Raw genomic sequence first — 19,040 nt, 5'->3', positions numbered from 1 at the left:
CTGACGGCGACGCCGGGGCGTGGCACGGAAGGTGTGGCGCCGGGTACGGACGGAGGCCGCCGGTGTGGCGGTCCGTCCGTACCCGGGGTCCTGCTGCCTAATCCAGGTAGTCGCGCAGCACCTGGGAGCGGGACGGGTGGCGCAGCTTCGACATGGTCTTCGACTCGATCTGGCGGATCCGCTCACGGGTGACCCCGTAGACCTTGCCGATCTCGTCGAGCGTCTTGGGCTGACCGTCGGTGAGCCCGAAGCGCATCGAGATCACGCCGGCCTCGCGCTCGGCGAGGGTGTCCAGGACCGAGTGGAGCTGTTCCTGGAGCAGCGTGAAGCTGACCGCGTCGGCCGGCCGGATCGCCTCGGTGTCCTCGATGAGGTCACCGAACTCGCTGTCGCCCTCCTCGCCGAGGGGGGTGTGCAGGGAGATCGGCTCGCGGCCGTACTTCTGCACCTCGACGACCTTCTCCGGGGTCATGTCGAGTTCCTTGGCCAGCTCCTCCGGGGTGGGCTCGCGGCCCAGGTCCTGGAGCATCTGGCGCTGCACGCGGGCCAGCTTGTTGATCACCTCGACCATGTGGACCGGGATGCGGATGGTCCGCGCCTGGTCGGCCATGGCCCGGGTGATCGCCTGGCGAATCCACCAGGTGGCGTACGTGGAGAACTTGAAGCCCTTCGTGTAGTCGAACTTCTCGACCGCACGAATGAGACCGACGTTGCCCTCCTGAATGAGGTCCAGGAAGAGCATGCCGCGACCCGTGTAGCGCTTCGCCAGCGAGACCACCAGGCGGAGGTTGGCCTCCAGAAGGTGGTTCTTGGCACGCTTGCCGTCCTCGGCGACGAGTTCGAGTTCGTGCCGGAACTGCGGGGTCAGGCCGGGCTCGGAGTCCAGCTTCTCCAACGCGAACAGGCCGGCCTCGATGCGCTTGGCGATCGACACCTCCTGCTCGGCGTTGAGCAGCGAGACCTTGCCGATCAGCCGCAGGTAGTCCTTGACCGGGTCCGCGGTGGCACCCGGCGTGGTGACCTGCTGCTGCGGTGCGTCGTCCTCGTCCGTGGTGAGGACGAAGCCGCTCGGACCGACCTCGGGAGCCGCCGCCTCGGCGGGCTCGTCGAACAGGTCCTCTTCGACCAGTGCCTCGTCGCCGTCCTTGGGGGCGGGCGACTCGACGGCGGTCGTCTCGGTGGTGGTGGTCTTCTTGGCCGCGGCCTTCTTCTTGGCTGCGGCCTTCTTCGGCTTCGGAGCAGATTCCACGACGGACTCTCCCGATTCCGTTGCCGCGGGCGTGACTTGCGCGGGCAAGGTCTCTGTGTTCTTGACACGGGTTGAGCGCGTGGATAGCGTCTTCTTGACAGATCGCCGAGTTGTGGCTACGTCTCTCCGTTGGGTCTCTTTGACCGGGTTGACGGTCAAGGTCACACCGGCCTCATCGAGGACCTCGTTGAGGCTACGGAGGATGCTCTTCCACTGCGTCGCAGGGATGGCATCGGTTTCGAAGGCTCGGCGTATGTCCTCGCCGGTAATCGATCCTTCGGCACGGCCACGCTCGATGAGCGCCACCAGAGATTCCGATTCGGCGATTCTGTTGGGAAGCGTGCTGGACGAGCTCGGGGTCACAAATAACCTCTCGGTTCACGCGGGCATGCTGCGGCGCCGCAACTACACCGAATCGATGACGCATCCGCGGGACCGGATCCGTCGGCGCTGCCGGCGCCACTCAAGGCATCGCTCCGATCGGTACAAGTGTTACGCCTCCGCGAGCGTGACCTGGGTCACGTCGGTCCGCAGGGGCTTCGAGCTGTGGGTTCCCCAGTGTGCGGGACGGCCCGCTGATCTGCGTGGTCGCGCCGGTGAGCCCGGGGTTCCGGGCCCGACGACACTGCCGTGGCCGGGGATCGACGATATCCGAGTGCCGATGCTGCGGGGTCGAATTTTCTCGTGGTGGTGCGGATCGGGTCGGGCATCGGCGTCGGTCGTGCGGTCCTGAACCTGTCTTGAGAATGCCCGCCTGCCGGCGCGTTACGCACGGGGCGGACCTCCTCGGTGCGGTGCGGGTGCCCGGGCCGGCTCCTCGGGGCGCCGCGGCCGGGCCGCCGGCGGGACCCGCGGAAAGCGGCGGGCGGGATTTCCTCGGTCGGGTCGGCGGTAATGCGTGCGGGCGGCGGACGCGGCGCGGAAATAGCGGTGCGCGGTGTGTGATTTCTTCGGCTATCCGAGTGACGGCGGGCGCGGTTGTGCGATGACGATCGGCGGGATAGGGCGGACGTGTCGACGCGGTAAAGGATCTCCGCCGCGATCTTCGTCGCACACTATTCGGCTAATCGATACGACAATCGAAGTGCGGCCGCGCGAGATCGATTCGGCGCGGTGATCGGGAGTCCGACGCGCGGAATAGTGGGCCGTGCGGAAGATGACGCGCGTGGATGACGCGCGAGTGATCGGTGGATCGATATACGGGTGCGCAAACGGGTGGTGAATTCGATCATCGGGCGGGTTAGCTGCGGGCCGGCGGGCCTGCCGTCCCGCAGCCGGCCGGGGCCGGGCCGGGCGCGCGCGTGCCGATGGGCGGCCGACGGCTCTGTTCGAGTCGTCGGCCGCCCATCGCGGCATCGGGTCCGGCGCGGTGTCGGGTCGGTGCGGGCCGGGCGGTCCGGCCGTGGGGTCAGGCAGACCAGACGCCGGTCGGGGCCGCCGCGCGGACGAAGTCGGTGAAGTCGCGGGCGGGGCGGCCCAGCGCGCGCTGCACGCCGTCGGAGATCTTGGCCTCCAGGCCGCGATGGATGCTGTTCAGGGCCGACGCCCACATGGTCGCGTCGAGTTCGGGCAGGCCCCGGGCGATCAGCTCGGCGGTGTACCCGGCCGGGTCGACCGGGACGTAGCGGGCCTGCCGGCCGGTCGCGGCGGCGATCTCGGCGAGGGCCTCGTCGAAGGTCACCGCCCGGGGCCCGGACAACTCGTACGTCTCGCCGGCGTGGCCGGGGTCGAGCAGGGCGGCCACCGCGACGGCGGCGATGTCCTCGGTGTCGACGAAGGACACCGACGCGGCGCCGGTCGGCAGCGTCAACTCGCCGGCGCGCACCTCGTCGCGGAAGAAGCCCTCGCTGAAGTTCTGCGCGAACCAGCCCGGACGCAGGATCGTCCATGCGATGCCCGAGGCGCGCAGGGCCGCCTCCAGGTCGAGGCGAGCCTGGTTGCCGGGGTCGTCGGCGGCGAAGTAGCCGGGGACGTCGGTGCCGCGCGCGGAGAGCAGCACGATGCGCTCGACCCCGGCGTCGGCCGCTCGGCGGACGAAGGCCGGACCGGTCGGGACACCGTCCAGGGGCACCAGGTAGACGGCGGAGACGCCGGCCAGCGCGGGGCCCCAGGTGCGGTCGTCGGTCCAGTCGAAGCGCTGTTCGGCGGAGCGGGAGGCGACGCGCACGGCGGCGCCGCGGGCGCGGAGCGCGGTGACCACCCGGCTGCCGGTCTTGCCGGTGCCGCCGAGAACGAGGATGGGGAACTGCGTGGTTTCCGTCATGCGTCCAGCTTGATCCGGGCCGGGCCCGGCCGACATGGGCGAGAAACCGGGGGACATGTGCGTACGTCCGGGGCGACCGGGTGGGGTCGGGGCACGCCTGTTCCCGTTCGTCCAAGACCGGCGCGCCCGGCGCGAGCAGACTCGGAAGCGCGAGCATCGCACGATCGAAGGAGTCGACCATGTCGCAGACCGTCACGCCGATGATCTCCTACCAGGACGCCGCCGCCGCGCTGGACTGGCTGAGTCGGGCGTTCGGCTTCCGGGAGGTGACTCGGATCATGATGCCGGACGGTTCGGTGGGCCACGGTGAGTTGGCCACCCCGGAGGGCGGGCTGATCATGCTCGCCGAGCCGACGCCCGACTACCGCTCGCCCCGGCGGCACGCCGAGACCTGCGCGGACGCGGACAAGTGGTTGTCCGTGCCCTACGTGGTGGACGGCGTGCACGTCTACGTCGCCGACCTGGACGCGCACTTCGCCGTGGCCCGCGACGCGGGCGCGACCGTGTTGGCGCCGCCGCGCGACACCGGGCACGGGCGCGCCTACACCGTCGCCGACCCCGAGGGACATCGCTGGATGTTCGAGCAACTGCCCCGATAGCGGCGTTACGCCGCGTGGGTCGTGCGGTAGGCGGTGGGGCTCAGGCCGCGGACGCGCTTGAAGGCGGTGCTGAAGGCGAACGGGTCGGCGTAGCCGACCCGGCGGGCCACGGCGGCGACCGTGGCGTCCGGTTCGGTGAGCAATTCGGCGGCCAGGGCCATCCGCCACTCGGTCAGGTAGGTGAGCGGCGGCGTGCCGACCCGGGCGGTGAAGCGCTCGGCGAGGGAGGTGCGGGAGACGCCCGCCTCGGCGGCCAGGGCGGCGATCGTCCACGGCCGGGCCGGGGCGTCGTGGACCGCGCGCAGAGCGGTGCCGACGACGGGGTCGGCCAGGGCCAGGTACCACGCGGGCGGATGCGCCTCGGGGCGGTCGAACCAGGCGCGGAGCGTACAGACCAGCATCCAGTCGAGCAGCCGGTCCAGGACGAAGCTCTGGCCCGGCCGGTCGGCGGCGACCTCGGCGGAGACGAAGCCCAACACCGCCTCGCAACCCTGGTCGTCGGGGACGACCAAGGTTTGGGGGAGCGCGGCGGGCAGGCGACGGCCGATGTCGGCGTGCGCGCGGTAGGAGCCGCAGAGCAACTCGGCGAAGGCCCCGTCGTCCGGGTCCGAGTCCGTCCCCGTCTCGTGCCCCGGGCGCGCGTCGGCGACGAACGTGAACGGCGCGGGACCCCGGACCAGGGCGGCGTCACCCGGGCGCAGCGGGAGGGAGGGGCCGTCCTCGGGGACGAGTCGGCCGCTGCCGCGCACCACCGTGCACAGGGTCAACGGCGCGCCGGAGGTGATCCGTACGGAAGTCCCCGGGGGCAGCGTCCGTCGGTCGAAGAGCGCGTCGTCGGCCCTGATCCCGCGCAGCAGGTCACCCAAACCGTCCATGTGGCGAGCCTAGGTCCTGGCTCCGGAGCGCTCCCAGGGCGTGTCCTCAAGACACGTCTCTCTAGGGCAGGTAGCCGGGGCGGCGGTCCGGTTCGATCGGGCCGGTCAGTCGGGCTCGGGCGCGGGTCAGGCCGGTGAGCAGGGCGTCGCGGACCTCGGTCGGTGCGATCACGTCGTCGTAGGACAGCGCGTTCGCCGAGCGCCACGGGCCGCTCGCCTCGTTCGCGGTGAGCCGGCGGGTGGTGTCCGCGTCCTGCTTCGCGGCGGCGGCGCCCGCGGCGGCCGGGATGCCGCCGAGGGTGACGCCGGGCAGCGCGTACGACACGGTCTGCGCGTCGAACGGGTTCATGGCCATCACCGAACTGCCGAAGCCGAACGCCTTGCGCACCGTCAGGTGCAGCTTCGGAACGCGCAGGCGGTGCTGGGCGGCGAACAGTCGGGCCGCGGCGCGCAACACACCCGAACGCTCGGCGGCGGTGCCGGCCAGGACGCCGGGGTTGTCCGCGAGGAAGACCACCGGCAGGTGGAACGCGCCCGCGATGGACAGGAAGCGGGCGGCCTTGTCGGCGGCGTCCGCGTCGATGGTGCCCGCCCGGACCGCGGGTTGGTTCGCCAGGACCGCGACCGCGTGGCCGCCGAGACGGGCGAGCGCGGTGACGATCGAGGCGCCGTAGGCCGGCTGCAGTTCCAGGAGTGTGCCCGCGTCGAAGACCTCGGCCAGCACGGCCTTGACGTCGTACGGCCGGCGCGGGTCCGGCGGGATCAGGTCCAGGAGCGCCTCGGTGGCTCGCGGGGCGGTGTCGGTGTTGCCCGAGTCCGCTCCCGCGTACGGCGGATGTTGCCAGGCGTGTGACGGGAAGTAGGAGAGGTAGCGGCGGGCCAGGCGCAGCGCCGCCGTGTCGTCGCGAACGGCGTTGTGCGCGACGCCGCTGACAGCGCAATGCACCCCGCTGCCGCCGAGGGTGTGCTTGTCCACCCGCTCGCCGGTGGCGGCCTCGACCAGGGGTGGGCCGGCGGTGAAGAGCGCTCCGGTGCCTTCCACCATGATCACGAAATCGGACAGCGGCGCGGTGAGCGCGCCGTGCCCGGCGGACGGGCCGTGCACGATCGCGACGGTGGGGACCAGTCCGGCGAGGTCGGCCAGGGCCTGGAGGTCGTTGGGCGTGGCCGTGTGGCCGGCGAGCGCGTTGCCCGCCCGGTGGCCGGCGCCCTCGAGCAGGGTCACCAGCGGCGCGCGTTCCTGACCGGCCAGCCGGACGAGCCGGGCCCGCTTGGCGGCGGCGCCGGGGCCGATCGAGCCGCCCTGCACGGTGAAGTCCTCGGCGCCCACGAACACCGGGCGGCCGTTTAGCAGCCCCGAACCGGCCACGAACGCGTCGGCGGGGATGTCCGCGCCGCCGGTGAGCGTGCCCAGTTCCGCGAACGAGTCGTCGTCGAGGAGGGCCGCGACTCGGGCCCGGGCGGACATCCGGCCGGGGGCGGCGACCGTGTGGCGCGCGACCTTCGCCGGGCCGCCCATGGCTCGTGACCGGGTTCGGCGCTCCTCCAGATCGGCGAGCAGCGTTTGCCAGGCGGTCCGGTTGTCGGGGGCGGGACGTCCTTCGGTGTGCACGGATCTCCCGTCGGGTGGGGCGGGGCGGGTGTGTGGGGCGTGGGCTGCGGGCTGCGGGCTGCGGGCTGCGGGCTGTGGGCTCGTGGCGCCGGCCGGGTGGGCCGGGCCGCCTGAGCCGGGCCAATGTAGCGGCGGTCGCGTGCGGGCGACAGGGCCGAAGTCGCCGGGTGCGCGGCACGAGCGTGGTGGATATTTCAGATCGAATCCGGGTGAATCGGACCTCATCATGCTGAGCGGCATTGCTCATTCGTGCGTGAAACTGCTATCAAATGAATAGTTTCAAGCATGCGAGTGCAGCAGTGCGCAGTCCGCGCGGTGCTGCGCGCCAGGACCCGGGAGCGTCATGACGACCGTGAACCACACCACTGCCGAGATCGCCACTCAGCCCGATCTGTGGGCGCGTGCCGCCGCGCTGGCCGCGGACTGCGCCGGACTACCGAGCCCCGGTGAGCGGGTCGCGATCGTCGGATGCGGAACCTCGTGGTTCATCGGCCAGGCGTACGCGGTGCTGCGCGAGCGGGCCGGGCTCGGCGTCACCGACGCGTTCGCGGCCTCGGAGTTCCCGGGCGTACGGGACTACGACCGGGTCATCGCGTTGACCCGCTCCGGCACCACCACCGAGGTACTGCGGCTGCTGGCGGAGATCCGGGGCACGGTCGCCACCACCGCGATCACCGGCACGCCCGGGACGCCGATCGTGACCGCGGCGGACGAACTCGTGATGCTCGACTTCGCCGACGAGCGTTCGGTCGTGCAGACCCGGTTCGCCACCACCGCCCTCGCGCTGCTGCGGGCGCACGTCGGCGCGGACCTGGACGGGGCCGTACGGGACGCGAAGGAGGCCGTCGCGTGGCTGCCCGAGCCGGAGTTCGTGGGCGCGGAGCAGTTCACCTTCCTGGGCTCGGGCTGGTCGGTCGGGCTCGCGGCGGAGGCCGCGCTGAAGATGCGCGAGGCCGCCGGGGCGTGGACGGAGAGCTACCCGGTGATGGAGTACCGGCACGGGCCGATCAGCATCGCCGCGCCGAACCGGGTCACCTGGGTGTTCGGGCCGGTACCCGAGGGCCTGGCCGAGCAGGTCGCGGCCACCGGTGGCACGTTCGTGGCCGGAGCGCTCGACCCGATGGCGGAGCTGGTCCGGGTGCAGAAGCTCGCGGTCGCGATCGCGGAGAGCCGCGGCCTGAACCCGGACGAGCCGCGGCACCTCACCCGGTCCGTGGTGCTGGACGCGTCGTGAGGGACACGGTCGGCGCGGGTGTCGACGGCGGGCCTCGGGACGGGTCCGTCGGGTCCGTCGGGTCCGTCGGGCGGAGGGCGTTGTGATCGTCACGGTGACGCCGAATCCGGCCTGGGATGTCACCTACCACCTGGAACGCATGATCCGACACGGCGCGAACCGGCCGGCGTCGGTCGAGGGACGGGCCGGCGGCAAGGGCGTCAACGTCGCACGCGTGCTGCGCTCGCTCGGCGTCGCCGTCACCGCGGTGGCCCCGTTGGGCGGTGCCACGGGTGAGCGAATACGGGCCGACCTCGCGGCGGCGGACATCGCGTTGACGGCGGTGCCGGTGGAGGGCGAGACGCGCTGCACCACGACGATCGTGGAGACCGACTCGGGCGGCGCGACGTCGCTCAACGAACTCGGGCCCGCGCGGACCGCGCGGGAATGGGCTCTGGTGGTCGCGGCCACGGCCGAACTGCTGCCGGACGCCTCGGTGTTGGTGTTGTCCGGGAGTCTGCCGCCGGGCGTTTCGGCGAGCGGCTACGCGGAGTTGGTGACGCTCGCTCGGGCCGCGGGGGTGCCGGTGCTGCTGGACGCCTCGGGGCCGGCGTTGTCGGCCGGTGTCGCGGCCGGGCCGGACGTGGTCAAGCCGAACGCGGACGAGTTGCTCGCGGTGACGGGTGAGGCGGATCCGCTGCGGGCGGTCGCGCGGCTGGCGGGGACGGCGCGGGCCGGGACGGCGGTGGTCGCCTCGTTCGGTCCGGAGGGCATGCTCGCCGGGACCGACGAGGGCTGGTGGCGGGCGACGCCACCCACCTCGGTACGCGGCAACGCCACCGGCGCGGGTGACGCGGCCGTGGCGGCGCTGGCACGCGGGTTGGCCGAGGGCGGACCGTGGCCGGACCGGTTGCGGGACGCGGTGGCGCTGTCGGCGGCGGCGGTGGCGGCGCCGATGGCGGGCGATGTGGACGGCGAGTTGTACCGGACCTGGCTGCCGAGGGTGCGGGTCGATGTGGTGGAGCCGCCGCGATGAGGCCGCGCCGCGGGGTGGCCGGGACGCGGGCCGGTGGGTGTGCGGTCGGCTTGCGCGCGGTGGGGTGGGGTGGCGCGGGTGTGAGTGCGCGTCTTTTGGGTGCCGGTGCCGGTGCCGGTGTGGGTGTGGGTGTGGGTGTGGGTTTGGGTTTGGGTGTTCGGGTGCCGGGGTGCTCGGGGCCGGTTGTTGTCGGGATCGTTCACGAGGAGAGATGACATGCCGTTGACCTCGACGGGGATATTGACCGACGCGGCGCGTGCGGACGGGGTCGGGGTGGCCGCGTTCAACGTGATCACGCTGGAACACGCCGAGGCGGTGCTGATCGCGGCGGAGGAGGCGGGACTGCCGGTCGTGGTGGCGATCAGCGAGAACGCCGTCAAGTTTCGGCGTGGGCGGCTGGGTCCGTTCGCGGCGGCGTGCCGGGCGCTCGCGGAGGAGGCGGCCGTACCGGTCGCGTTGCACCTGGACCACGTCGAGTCGGTGGATCTGCTGACGGCCACCGAGGGGACCGGGATCAGCTCGGTCATGTTCGACGCGTCGCGGCTCGCCTACGCGGAGAACGTGGCGGCCACTTCGGACGCGGTGGCCTGGGCGCACGATCGCGGGATCAGCCTGGAGGCCGAGCTCGGCGAGGTCGGCGGAAAGCCGGGCCATCCCGCACTCGACGCGCACGCGCCGGGGGCTCGCACGGATCCGGACGAGGCCGCCGCGTACGTGCGGGCGACCGGGGTCGACGCGTTGGCCGTGGCGGTCGGCAGCAGTCACGCGATGCTGGACCGTACCGCCACGCTCGACCACGACCTGATCGCGCGGTTGCGCGCGGCGGTGGACGTGCCGCTGGTGTTGCACGGGTCCTCGGGGGTGCCGGACGCGGAGCTGCGGCGGGCGGTGGGTGCGGGGATGACGAAGATCAACGTGGGCACGGCGCTGAACATCGCCTACACCGGCACGCTGCGGTCGCGGCTGGTCGCCGAGCCGGGGAAGGCCGATCCGCGGCCGGCGCTGGTCGCTGCGCGGTCGGCGATGGTGGATGCGGTCGGTGGGCTCTTGCGGGTGATCACCGGCGCGGTCTAGCGCCTTTGTCCTCAAACGCCGGACGGGCTGGTGGGGTTCGCGTGGACGGTTGCCGTCCGCGGTGGGGGGCCTTGGGTTGTCCTCAAGCGCCGGACGGGCTGATTGGTTTGCCCGCGTTTTGGTCTGCGGCTGCGGAGGGTGGCTCGTTGCCGGGTCGGTGCGGTTCGCGGGGCGGCCGGGTGGGTTTCGGGTTGTCCTCAAGCGCCGGACGGGCTGGTGGGGTTCGCGTGGACGGTTGCCGTCCGGGGTGGGGGGCCTTGGGTTGTCCTCAAGCGCCGGACGGGCTGATTGGTTTGCCCGCGTTTTGGTCTGCGGCTGCGGAGGGTGGCTCGTTGTCGGGTCGGCGGTTCGGTTCGCGGGTCGGGCCGGGTGGGTTTCGGGTTGTCCTCAAGCGCCGGACGGGCTGATTGGGTTGCCCGCGTTTCGGCCTGCGGGTTGCGGAGGGTGGCTCGTTGCCGGTTTGTGGGTTGGGCGGGTGGGTTCCCGGGGGTTCTCGAGCGCCGGGCGGGATGATTTGGTTGCCCGTGCTTTTCGTGGCTTGCGGAGGTGGGGACGGGGAGCGCCGGGGGTGGGCCCGGCGCTCTGTCGGTCAGCCGAAGAGCCAGGTGGTGATGCGGGTCCACCAGGTGGTGGGGAGGGGAGAGATCGGGGGCTCGGGGGGTGTGGTGGGACGGGGTGGGCGTGGGGGGCGGGTCCATTCGGTGGGCTTTACCAGCGGGACCGGGGTGAATTCGACCGGAAGGGAAGTGAGGTAGCGGGCCCAGGTGGCCGCGTGCCAGGCGGGTGGGCGGTCCGGGTGGGCCAGGCGGATGTCGGGAAGCCGGCTGTTGAGTGTGTCGATCGCGGTGTCCGTGATCGCTCGGCCGATGTCCTGTCCCGGACACAGGTGCGCGCCGCCGCTGAACGCCAGGTGGGCGCGGTTGTTGTGGACCGGCACGGTGAGGTCGGTACGGATCTGCGGGTCGACGTTGCCGGCCATGACGCCGAGCACGAGGAGATCGCCGGCCTTGATCCGGCGCCCGCCCAACTCGGTGTCCACGAGCGCCCAGCGGCCCGGGATGACCCACAACGGCGGTTCGTCCCAGAGGACTTGTTCGACCGCGTCGGGCAGGGTCAGCCGCGCGCCGGCCAGCGACGCGGCGAATCGGTCGTCGGTCAGGACCACCCGCAGCGTGTTCGCGATCAGCGCGATGGTCAGCTCGTTCGCCGCGACCATGACCAGCCGCAGGTGGTGCAGGACCTCGTCCTCGGACAGCTTGTTCGGGTGCTCGATCAGCCAGGACGGGAAGTCGGCGGCCGGCTCGGCACGTTTGCGGTCGGCCAGGTCGCTCAGCGTGCGCAGAATGAACTCGTTGGATTCGAGCGCGCGTTCGCTCTGCATCATCAGCTCGGCGCTGGCCTCGACCAGACGTGGACCCATCGCGTCGGGCAGACCGTACAACTGCGCGATGACCAGCATCGGCAACTGTTGTGCGAACTGCGCGACCAGGTCGGCGTGGCCGTCCGCGGCGATCCGGTCGATCAGGTCGTGCGCGAGTCGCTGGACGTGCTTGCGGATGCCGCGTCGGTCGAACCGGTCCAGGCTCTCGGTGACCACGGTGCGCAGGCGTTGATGCTCGGCGCCGTCGCTGGACACGCAGTCCGGGCGGTACTCCATGATCGGCAGGATCGTGGCGTCCGGCGGGATCCGGCCCTCGCGCCAGTCGCGCCAGTTGCGCGCGTCCCGGGAGAACCGGCTCGGCGTGCGCATGACTTCCAGGTTCTCCCGGTAGCCCAGCACCAGCCAGCCGGGGAAGTCGCCGTCGACCAGGATCGGCGCGACCGCCCCGTACTCGGCGCGCAACCTCTCGTACGTGGCGCCCGGGTCCGCGATCGTCTCCGGTCCGTACAACCTCGTGATGCCCTCGGTGGCCGTCGCGCCCGCGTGCGCGGGGCAGCCGGGCGGCGGAACGGGGGGAGGAGCGGTCATTGCGTCTCCCGGTTCGTGGTGAGCGTGTAGAGGTATTGCATGAGGGCCATCAGGACGTCCCGACTGGAGCCGCGACTGCGCGCGTCGCAGTCGAGCATGGGTACCGACTCGTCCAGGTCGAGCGCGCTGCGCAGTTCGTCCATGGAGTGCACCGGCGATTCGGGGAACGTGTTGACCGCGACCACGAACGGCACGCCGCGATCCTCGAGCCGGCCCATCACGTCGAAGCACACCTCCAGGCGCCGGGTGTCGACCAGGACCACGGCGCCGAGCGCGCCGTCGAACAGGCCGTTCCACAGGAACCAGAAGCGCTCCTGTCCGGGGGTGCCGAACAGGTAGAGGACCAGGCGCTCGTTGAGGCTGATCCGGCCGAAGTCCATCGCCACGGTCGTGGTGGTCTTGGTCTCGATGCCCGCGAGGTCGTCGATGCCGACGCCCGCCTGGGTCATCGTCTCCTCGGTGGTGAGCGGCCGGATCTCGCTGACCGCGCCGACCAGCGTGGTCTTGCCGACGCCGAAGCCGCCGACGACGACGACCTTGACCGCGGCGGCGGCCGTCGCCGGCAGCATGTCCTCGGGGCGCGGCCCGGCGAGGGTCTCAGAGCCTTTGTAGTCCATGCATCACCGCCTTGAGCAGATCGATGTCGGGCAACGAGGCGGCCGGGATCGGTGCCCGCGCCTCGAGTTGATTCGTGGTCACCATGTCCGTCAGGACCAGCGTCAGCACGCTGGTCGGCAACCGCATGTGCGCGGAGATCTCGGCCATGGACAACGGTTGTTCACACATCCGCAGGATCGTCGCGAGCTCGGGGGACATCCCGCGCTCGGGTTCGTGCTTGGCCACGAACAGGGTGACGAGGTCCAACCGGTCCTGTGCCTCCAAGTTTTCCCCGACCAGGTACAGCCGCTCGGGGTGCGGGTCGCGCCGTGAGCGCCTCGGCACACTCACGGAAAGGCCCCGTCGTGGCGCGGCGGACTGGTCAGGTGTTCGCCGATCCGGATCACCAGGTCGCGCATCCGGTGGCCGAGCAGGCCGGTGTCCACCTGACCGTCGGCCAGCACCGCGAGATAGGCCCCCGCGCCGGCGGCCATCATGTAGAAGTAGCCGCCGTTGACCTCGATCACGACCAGCCGCATCCGGCCGTCGCCCTTGGGGAATTCGGACGCGATCGCGGCGGCGAGGCTCTGTAGGCCCGCGCACGCGGCGGCGAGCCGGTCCGCGGTGTCGGCCTCGGTGTTGTGCTGGGCCATCCGCAGGCCGTCGGCGGACAGCAGCACGATGTAGCGCGTGAACGGCACACTCTTCGCCAGGTCGGCGAGCATCCAGTCCATGTTCGGTCGGTACCCCGTCATCGATATCCCCCGTCGCCCCACGAATCGTCCCCGGTCTCGGATCGCCGTTCATTGGACGGCAGTTCGCCGTTGATGCCACTGAGGAACGCGTCCAGTCCGAGCCCCGGGGGCGGATCCTCGACCGGCGCGGGGGCCGGCTTCGACGCGCTCGCGCGGTGCCCGCCGCGCGTTCCCCCGGCGCGCGGCACGGTGCCCAGGTTGCGCCGGCGGCGCTGCGGGAGGCCGTTGGCGCCCAGTTCGGTGCCGACCGGAGTGTCGGTCATCATGTCGTGCAGGGACGGGAGTTCGTCCAGGTGCTGGAGGTGCTCCGGCATCGGGTACATCGGTGGCACGTTCGCGGTGATCTGGTCCTGCGGGATGACCACGACGGCGCGTACGCCGGAGTAGGCCGACGGGCGGAGCATCACCTTGAAGTTGTTGGCGTGCGCGAGTCGGCCCACCACGGTCAGGCCCAGGCGCGGGGTCTCGCCCAGGTCGCCCAGGTTGAGCGCGTCGCCGTCCAGGGAAAGGATGCGCTCGGCGCGGCGGCGGGCCTCCTCGCTCAGGCCGACGCCGGCGTCCTCGATCTCGACGGCGATGCCGGTCTGGACCTCGACGGTGCTCAGGTGCACGGTGGTCGAGGGCGGCGAGTATCGGGTGGCGTTGTCGAGCAGTTCGGCGATCGCGTGGATCAGCGGCTCGACGTGCTGGGCGATGACCGCGACCTCGACGACGGAGTGCAGCTTGACCCGGCGGTAGTCCAGGATGCGCGACATCGCGCCGCGCAGCACGCTGTACATGCCGATGTCGGTTTCCCACTGGCGACCGGGGCGGGCGCCGCCGAGCACGGCGATGCTGTCCGCCATCCGGCCGATCAGCGCGTTGCCGTGGTCCAGGTGCAGGAGGTCGCGGAAGACGACCGGGTCGTCGCCGTGCCGGTCCTCCATGTCCCGCATATCCTGGGCCTGTTGGTGGATGGTGGCCTGGACGCGGCGGGCGATGTTGACGAACGCGCGCTGGGCGGACTCGCGCATGTCCTCCTCGGCGCTGACGGTGTCGATCACCGAGCGGATCACGTTGCGGTGTGCGACCGCGAACTCGGTCGGGTCGTCCGGCTGCGGGGCGACCTTGCGCATCACCTCCGGGACCGGCTCGCCCATCTGTAGGCGGCCGATGGCCTCCGGGAGCAACTCCTCGGAGAGCCGGACCGTTTCCGCCTCCTGCGCGGCGAGGCGCCGGCGCAGGCCGACCTGTTGCTGCTGGAGTCGCAGGTGCAATTGCGCGATCGTGCGCCCGCGGCGGCCGGCCTCGGCGGCGCACACGGCGACGGCGACGGTCGCGAGTCCACCGCACAGGGCCACCGCGGGACGGGCCTGGGGGGAGACCGCGGCCACGGCCGCGGCCGCGCACACGGCTGTCACGAGGAGGGGGAGGACCCACGCGAGGGCCGGCCGTCGGCCTCCGGGGGACGATCCAGCGAGAACCATCGGCATCCTCGAAAAATGTCGGAAACGAATCGTGCGGGTGTCCTGCGGGGACCGCTCGGCGGGCTGTGCTCGGTCGCCGAGCGGGGGTGCTCGAGTGGGTCCCGTGCGGGCGGGGTCGCGCCCCGGCGGGCAGGGGAAGCACCGTTGCGGGCGCCAGGCTACGCGGACGCGTGGGGCGGATCGGGCGTGTGGCGCACAAGCCCCTCGAACGGGTGAATCGATCGGGATCGGGACATGGCTTCGGCCGAAAGCGGTAGAGGGGCCGGGGTGTTCGCGGTCCGTGCGGGCGGCGGGTGGCGGGCTTCGGGTGCCCTCACCAGGCGGTCGCCGGCTCGCCGGGAACGCGAACGGCCCCGCCTCGCCCGGAGGGCGTGTGCGGGGCCGTGGTGGGACCGTGTGTCGCGGGTCAGTGGTACAGGCGGCCGCTCGGGGTCAGGTGGTCCAGCGAAAGCCCGTTCGCTGGGCGGGAGACCCCGGGGTTGACCGGTCGGCGACTTTCGAGCGGCGGGCACCGTCTCGCTCGGGAGGGCGAGTGCCCTGGGCGGTTCGCCCGGCGGCATGGGCGGTGTGCTCGCCGTCGGGCCGCCCGTCGTGGCTACTTCAGGGGAGCCGTGAGCTTGACATGGTCGTTGCGCTTGAGGAGGCAGGTCAGATCGCGGTCGTTCTCGTTGATCCAACTGCCCGAGGTGGGACGCAGGGTGAGCTTGGACAACGGGAGGTCGCTGTTGCGCGCGGCCGTCGGGGTGACCAATTCGGTGCACTTCCTGCCGGTGTCGTCCTGGAAGGTCATGCTCGTCGGCGACATGTTCGCCGGCAGGGTGAACTCCCCGACCACCTCGGCGTCGTGCGGCGTCGTGCAGGCGACGGTGACGAGCTCCTCGCCCTTCTCCTCGACGCAGTCGCCCTTGTGCAGCTTGATCATCTTGACCTGGCCGCTGCGCTTGGTCGCGGTTCCGGACGGGGTGGCGCTACTGCCACCGCCGCCGGTCGGGCCCGTCGACGGGTCGGACTTCGCCGGGAGGGTCGGCGCCGGCGGCATGGTGATCATCGGCGGCTTGGACTCGGCGGAACTCCCTTTGTCGTCCTTCTTGTCGTCGTCCTTGCCGAGGCAGCCGGTGAGCAGGGCGGAGGCGACCAGGACGGCGGCCGCGGCCGCGGACGCGCGGGTACCGGCGCGACGACGGCGCGCGGGGGTAGGGGACAGCACACCGGAGATCCGGGAAACGCGCATCGGAAATCGAAGCCTCTCGCTGGGAATCGCCCAGAGTCTTTCGGAGGCGGGTGTTCCGGTCTTCAGGGGCTTCCCTTATCTCTGGCCAATGCTGCCAATGTCCTCAATTCCCTACATTTGGGGCGGGTTCTTCGTGCGCTGGTAGTGCCGGGCCACCCGGGCGCGGTTGCCGCAGCCCGCGGAGCACCATTCGCGGCGCGGGTTGTTCTTGACGAAGTGCAGCACGCAGCCCGGGCCGTGACAGGGCCTCAGTTCGCCCCGGTCGGGCCCGGTGACCAGGTCGATCGTGGCGTCCGCGAGCTCGGCCAGCACGGCGGCGATCGGCTCGGCCCGAGTGTGTGTGGTCGCGTTGGGCCAGGTCAGCTCGCGCCAGCGCGGCGCGGCGCGGGTGTACGCGTTGAGGCGGGCCACCGTGTCGGCGGCCGGCGCGGTGTCGGTCGTCGCGGCGTGCAGCAGGGCAGCGACGCACGCGCGCAGGTCCAGCGCCGCGGCCAGGTCCCGCGCGTCCACCGCGAGCAGCGCGGCGTCGGACGGCGGTGCGGTCAGTCGCGGCGCGATATCGCGCAGCCACGCGGCCAGGTGCTCCGGTTCGGCCAGTCCCTCGTGCGGTACGCCGCGCACCGCGTACCGAGTGTTGGCCAGTTCCACCGGAAGTGGCTCGCCGAGCAGGGGCGCGCCGCCGGTGTCGAGGTCCGCGATTCGTGTGCTCACCAAACTAATGGTAGCGGGTGCCGATATCCATGTGGATGTGCGTGCGTCGGTGGTGGTCCGGCTCGGTTCGGACGCCGGGCGCCCCGCCGCCTCCCGTCGGTGGACGTACGTTGCCGCGGGTGGATGGCGCTGCATGCGTTATGTGATCCTCTTTGCACACAGCGTGTGGTGTGACGAGGCAGACATCCGCGATGGGAGGGGCACCGGAAGGGTCGTACGCGCACTTTTGCTGGCTCGTGGGTGTGCATTTTCGGTGGATTTGGTGGCAATTGTCGAACCCGTGTCGTGGATGGCGGCCCGGGGACGTGTCGGCGGGGGCGGGGCAGGCCGCCTGTCGAGGGGTGGGGCCAGCCCCACCCAGAGAGGGAAGTGGGCACCATGGGGAATGTGTTGCGCGATCCCTAGGTTTGAACCAGACGGGCCGACAGGGCTCGCAGGGGGTCAAGGAGAGTCACGTGAACAACCGCAGCCGGGTCGCAGAGCAGGACACCACTCAGCCGTCGACGCCCGGTACGGTCGCCTCCTTCGCTCGCTTCGTGGTCTTCGGCGGCGGTACCGGACTGGCTTCCAGCGCCGCGCTCGTCGGCCTCTCCGGCCACCTCCCGATCGCCGCCGCCAACGCGGTGGTCACCGTGGCGGGCACGCTCCTGGCCACCGAGTTGCACAGCCGGTTCGCCTTCCGGGCCGGGCGCGCCAACTTCAAGGCGCACGCCCAGGCCGGTGGGTCGGCCGTGGTCGCCTACCTGTTCACCACGGCGGCCGTGCTGGGCCTGCACGCGGTCCAGACCGCGCCGAGCATCATGGTCGAGCAGGGCACCTACCTGGTCGCGTCGGGCGTCGCCGGGCTGGCCCGATTCGCCTTCCTGCGGCTCGCCGTGTTCGCGGCGCCGAAGGCGCGTTCGGCCAAGACCGTGACCACCACCCGCACCCGCGTGCTCGGCCGCGACGCACTGGTGGCCGCCGCCTGACCCGACCGACACGACACCCCCAAGCGCAGGGTCCGCCCCGTGACTCCGGACCGGAGTCACGGGGCGGACCCTATTCCGTGGGCAGCCCCGACTCGCGCAGTCGGCGTCGATGCGGCGGCAACAGAAGTACCTCCAAGGCATCCGCGCACGCCTGGGCCCGGTCGCGGAACCACGGGATGCGCTCGTCGGTCATCACGGCGGGCGTGGACCGCACGGCCAGGGCCGCGTGCGCGTGGCCGGCCCGGTTCAGGATCGGCACCGCCAGGGTGCGTACACCCGGGACCGACTCGCCGTCGTTGAGCGCGTAGCCGACCGCCCGGGCCGCCTGCAGCTGGGCCCGCAACGCCGCCGGGTCCACGATGGTGCGCTCGGTCTGCGGGGCCAGCGGCAGCAGCGGCTCCAGACCGCCGTCCGCCGGATCGGCCCAGGCCAGCAGTACCTTGCCCAGTGCGGTCGAGTGCAGTGGCCGGCGCAGACCGAGCCCGGTGCCGGGCTGGACCGAACTGCCGACCAGGACCAGTGCGTGCCGACCGCTGCGGATGGCCAGGTCGGAGGTCGCCGAGGTGCGCCGGGACAACTGTTCCAACTCGGGCGCGGCGTGGTGCAGGCCGCGCTGGTGGTAGGCGAGCAGGCCGAGTTCGGCGACCACGGGACCCAGCCGGTAGCGGCTGGTGCGGTCGTCCTGATCCAGGAAGCCCGCGCCGACCAGGGTGCGAGCCAGGCGGTGCGCGGTGGACACCGACAGGTCCATCCGGCGGGCGATGTCCGACGCGCTCAGGTCGGTGCCGGTCGCCCGGAAGCAGTGCAGGATGCCCAGGGCACGCTGGACGGCCTGCGCGCCGGAGGGTGCGCGCGGTGCGCTCGGGTCCGCCGCGCCGGCGTGCGCCGCGCGGGTGGGCACCGCGGGTGTGTCCGCCGCGTCCGTGTCCGCCGCGTTCGTGTTCGGCGCGTTTGCATGTGCCGCGGTTGCGTCCACTGGAACCCCCAACTCGCCGTTCGACAGGCGGTTTTCACCATACGGCAAGGCGATCGACCACTGTGGGCCACGATCCGTGCCGGAGAGCATCAAGGTATCCCACATCATGGGAAGGTTTGATCGCGCGGTGCGGATCATGCCAGGATCCCCCCGATGCGCCTTTTGGCGCGCCGGGCGCTCCGCCGGGCGTGCCCGTGATCGACGAAGCAACCGAGAGGGAGGCCCGCGTGTCCGCAGACGCGTTGTACACCGCGCCGTCCTCCACCGCCCGCGCGCTGCTGACCAGCCGCCGGCACATCGACCTCGCGCGCGTCTCCAGCGCCGGCTGTCGCTGACCCACCCCCCGCACCGAACCCCGGTACGCCCGCGCCCGAGCGATCGATCCGATCGACGTCCGGCGTCCGCGCGCTGCCTGATCGATGCCTCTCACGCATAGGTCCCGACCA

Annotated in this window: 18 protein-coding genes; 6 read left to right on the top strand and 12 right to left on the bottom strand. The window is 71.9% G+C overall.

The features are described 5' to 3' along the window. Window positions 1–97 precede the first annotated feature (97 nt). Complete coding sequence (locus ACZ4FV_RS09735; RefSeq protein WP_395863827.1) at window positions 98–1,612, bottom strand: RNA polymerase sigma factor; 1,515 nt, start codon at window positions 1,610–1,612, stop codon at window positions 98–100. 1,045 nt (window positions 1,613–2,657) lie between these two features. Next, window positions 2,658–3,512 carry an NAD(P)H-binding protein gene (locus tag ACZ4FV_RS09730; protein ID WP_402233002.1) on the bottom strand — a complete coding sequence of 285 codons (855 nt, stop codon included), beginning with the start codon at window positions 3,510–3,512 and terminating at the stop codon, window positions 2,658–2,660. Between the two features lie 179 nt (window positions 3,513–3,691). Between ACZ4FV_RS09730 and ACZ4FV_RS09725 the strand changes: the two genes are divergently transcribed. Further along, complete coding sequence (locus tag ACZ4FV_RS09725; RefSeq protein ID WP_395863831.1) at window positions 3,692–4,111, top strand: VOC family protein; 420 nt, start codon at window positions 3,692–3,694, stop codon at window positions 4,109–4,111. Between the two features lie 5 nt (window positions 4,112–4,116). Here the strand turns inward: ACZ4FV_RS09725 and ACZ4FV_RS09720 are convergent, their stop codons facing one another. After that, on the bottom strand, window positions 4,117–4,986 hold the full coding sequence (locus tag ACZ4FV_RS09720; protein WP_465322324.1) for an AraC family transcriptional regulator: 870 nt from the start codon (window positions 4,984–4,986) through the stop codon (window positions 4,117–4,119). A gap of 61 nt (window positions 4,987–5,047) precedes the next feature. Continuing rightward, complete coding sequence (locus tag ACZ4FV_RS09715) at window positions 5,048–6,598, bottom strand: acyl-CoA carboxylase subunit beta (protein ID WP_465322322.1); 1,551 nt, start codon at window positions 6,596–6,598, stop codon at window positions 5,048–5,050. A 343-nt stretch (window positions 6,599–6,941) separates the two neighbouring features. On the opposite strand from ACZ4FV_RS09715, the gene ACZ4FV_RS09710 reads away from it, so the two are divergent. The 3 genes from ACZ4FV_RS09710 (at window position 6,942) to ACZ4FV_RS09700 (ending at window position 9,921) form a co-directional block, all read left to right on the top strand. Next, window positions 6,942–7,832: an SIS domain-containing protein gene (locus ACZ4FV_RS09710; protein ID WP_395863837.1), complete on the top strand. Its 891-nt coding sequence runs from the start codon at window positions 6,942–6,944 to the stop codon at window positions 7,830–7,832. Between the two features lie 82 nt (window positions 7,833–7,914). Continuing rightward, entirely contained in the window at window positions 7,915–8,847 is a 933-nt protein-coding gene (locus ACZ4FV_RS09705; RefSeq protein WP_402232994.1) for a 1-phosphofructokinase family hexose kinase, read from the top strand. Window positions 8,848–9,063: 216 nt separating this feature from the next. Further along, window positions 9,064–9,921, top strand: coding sequence for a class II fructose-bisphosphate aldolase (locus tag ACZ4FV_RS09700; protein ID WP_395863841.1), 858 nt, complete (start codon window positions 9,064–9,066; stop codon window positions 9,919–9,921). A 589-nt stretch (window positions 9,922–10,510) separates the two neighbouring features. Here ACZ4FV_RS09700 and ACZ4FV_RS09695 read toward each other — a convergent pair. The 7 genes from ACZ4FV_RS09695 to ACZ4FV_RS09665 form a co-directional block, all read right to left on the bottom strand. Next, entirely contained in the window at window positions 10,511–11,890 is a 1,380-nt protein-coding gene (locus ACZ4FV_RS09695; protein ID WP_395863843.1) for a cytochrome P450, read from the bottom strand. Continuing rightward, window positions 11,887–12,507, bottom strand: a complete 621-nt coding sequence (locus ACZ4FV_RS09690; protein ID WP_395863845.1) for a GTP-binding protein — start codon at window positions 12,505–12,507, stop codon at window positions 11,887–11,889. Before ACZ4FV_RS09690 ends, ACZ4FV_RS09695 begins: the two co-directional genes overlap by 4 nt. Further along, entirely contained in the window at window positions 12,488–12,838 is a 351-nt protein-coding gene (locus ACZ4FV_RS09685) for a DUF742 domain-containing protein (protein ID WP_395863847.1), read from the bottom strand. Before ACZ4FV_RS09685 ends, ACZ4FV_RS09690 begins: the two co-directional genes overlap by 20 nt. Next, window positions 12,835–13,221, bottom strand: a complete 387-nt coding sequence (locus ACZ4FV_RS09680; RefSeq protein ID WP_395863849.1) for a roadblock/LC7 domain-containing protein — start codon at window positions 13,219–13,221, stop codon at window positions 12,835–12,837. The genes ACZ4FV_RS09685 and ACZ4FV_RS09680 overlap by 4 nt, the downstream gene beginning before the upstream one ends. 17 nt (window positions 13,222–13,238) lie before the next feature. Next, window positions 13,239–14,642 (bottom strand): sensor histidine kinase, encoded by a 1,404-nt coding sequence (locus ACZ4FV_RS09675; RefSeq protein WP_395863851.1) that lies wholly within the window; start codon window positions 14,640–14,642, stop codon window positions 13,239–13,241. Window positions 14,643–15,303: 661 nt separating this feature from the next. Beyond that, a complete protein-coding gene (locus tag ACZ4FV_RS09670) occupies window positions 15,304–15,939 on the bottom strand; it encodes a septum formation family protein (RefSeq protein ID WP_402232985.1) in 636 nt (211 codons plus the stop codon). A gap of 111 nt (window positions 15,940–16,050) precedes the next feature. Then, on the bottom strand, window positions 16,051–16,650 hold the full coding sequence (locus ACZ4FV_RS09665) for a CGNR zinc finger domain-containing protein (RefSeq protein ID WP_395863855.1): 600 nt from the start codon (window positions 16,648–16,650) through the stop codon (window positions 16,051–16,053). Between the two features lie 455 nt (window positions 16,651–17,105). On the opposite strand from ACZ4FV_RS09665, the gene ACZ4FV_RS09660 reads away from it, so the two are divergent. Beyond that, a complete protein-coding gene (locus tag ACZ4FV_RS09660) occupies window positions 17,106–17,618 on the top strand; it encodes a GtrA domain-containing protein (RefSeq protein WP_395863857.1) in 513 nt (170 codons plus the stop codon). Between the two features lie 70 nt (window positions 17,619–17,688). Here ACZ4FV_RS09660 and ACZ4FV_RS09655 read toward each other — a convergent pair whose 3' ends face one another. After that, entirely contained in the window at window positions 17,689–18,519 is an 831-nt protein-coding gene (locus tag ACZ4FV_RS09655; protein ID WP_395864071.1) for an IclR family transcriptional regulator, read from the bottom strand. 302 nt (window positions 18,520–18,821) lie between these two features. Between ACZ4FV_RS09655 and ACZ4FV_RS09650 the strand changes: the two genes are divergently transcribed. Continuing rightward, complete coding sequence (locus tag ACZ4FV_RS09650; RefSeq protein ID WP_395863859.1) at window positions 18,822–18,929, top strand: putative leader peptide; 108 nt, start codon at window positions 18,822–18,824, stop codon at window positions 18,927–18,929. The last annotated feature ends 111 nt before the right edge of the window (window positions 18,930–19,040 follow it).

The organism is Embleya sp. NPDC025285, assembly GCF_055558835.1.
This window is presented reverse-complemented; position numbering and strand designations above follow the sequence as displayed.

Bases quoted from the DNA above. Each gene is read 5' to 3' on its own strand.
- ACZ4FV_RS09700 (WP_395863841.1), top strand. From the start codon at position 9,064: ATGCCGTTGACCTCGACGGGGATATTGACCGACGCGGCGCGTGCGGAC.
- ACZ4FV_RS09730 (WP_402233002.1), bottom strand. From the start codon at position 3,512: ATGACGGAAACCACGCAGTTCCCCATCCTCGTTCTCGGCGGCACCGGC.
- ACZ4FV_RS09670 (WP_402232985.1), bottom strand. From the start codon at position 15,939: ATGCGCGTTTCCCGGATCTCCGGTGTGCTGTCCCCTACCCCCGCGCGC.
- ACZ4FV_RS09690 (WP_395863845.1), bottom strand. From the start codon at position 12,507: ATGGACTACAAAGGCTCTGAGACCCTCGCCGGGCCGCGCCCCGAGGAC.
- ACZ4FV_RS09680 (WP_395863849.1), bottom strand. From the start codon at position 13,221: ATGGACTGGATGCTCGCCGACCTGGCGAAGAGTGTGCCGTTCACGCGC.
- ACZ4FV_RS09725 (WP_395863831.1), top strand. From the start codon at position 3,692: ATGTCGCAGACCGTCACGCCGATGATCTCCTACCAGGACGCCGCCGCC.
- ACZ4FV_RS09695 (WP_395863843.1), bottom strand. From the start codon at position 11,890: ATGACCGCTCCTCCCCCCGTTCCGCCGCCCGGCTGCCCCGCGCACGCG.
- ACZ4FV_RS09720 (WP_465322324.1), bottom strand. From the start codon at position 4,986: ATGGACGGTTTGGGTGACCTGCTGCGCGGGATCAGGGCCGACGACGCG.
- ACZ4FV_RS09710 (WP_395863837.1), top strand. From the start codon at position 6,942: ATGACGACCGTGAACCACACCACTGCCGAGATCGCCACTCAGCCCGAT.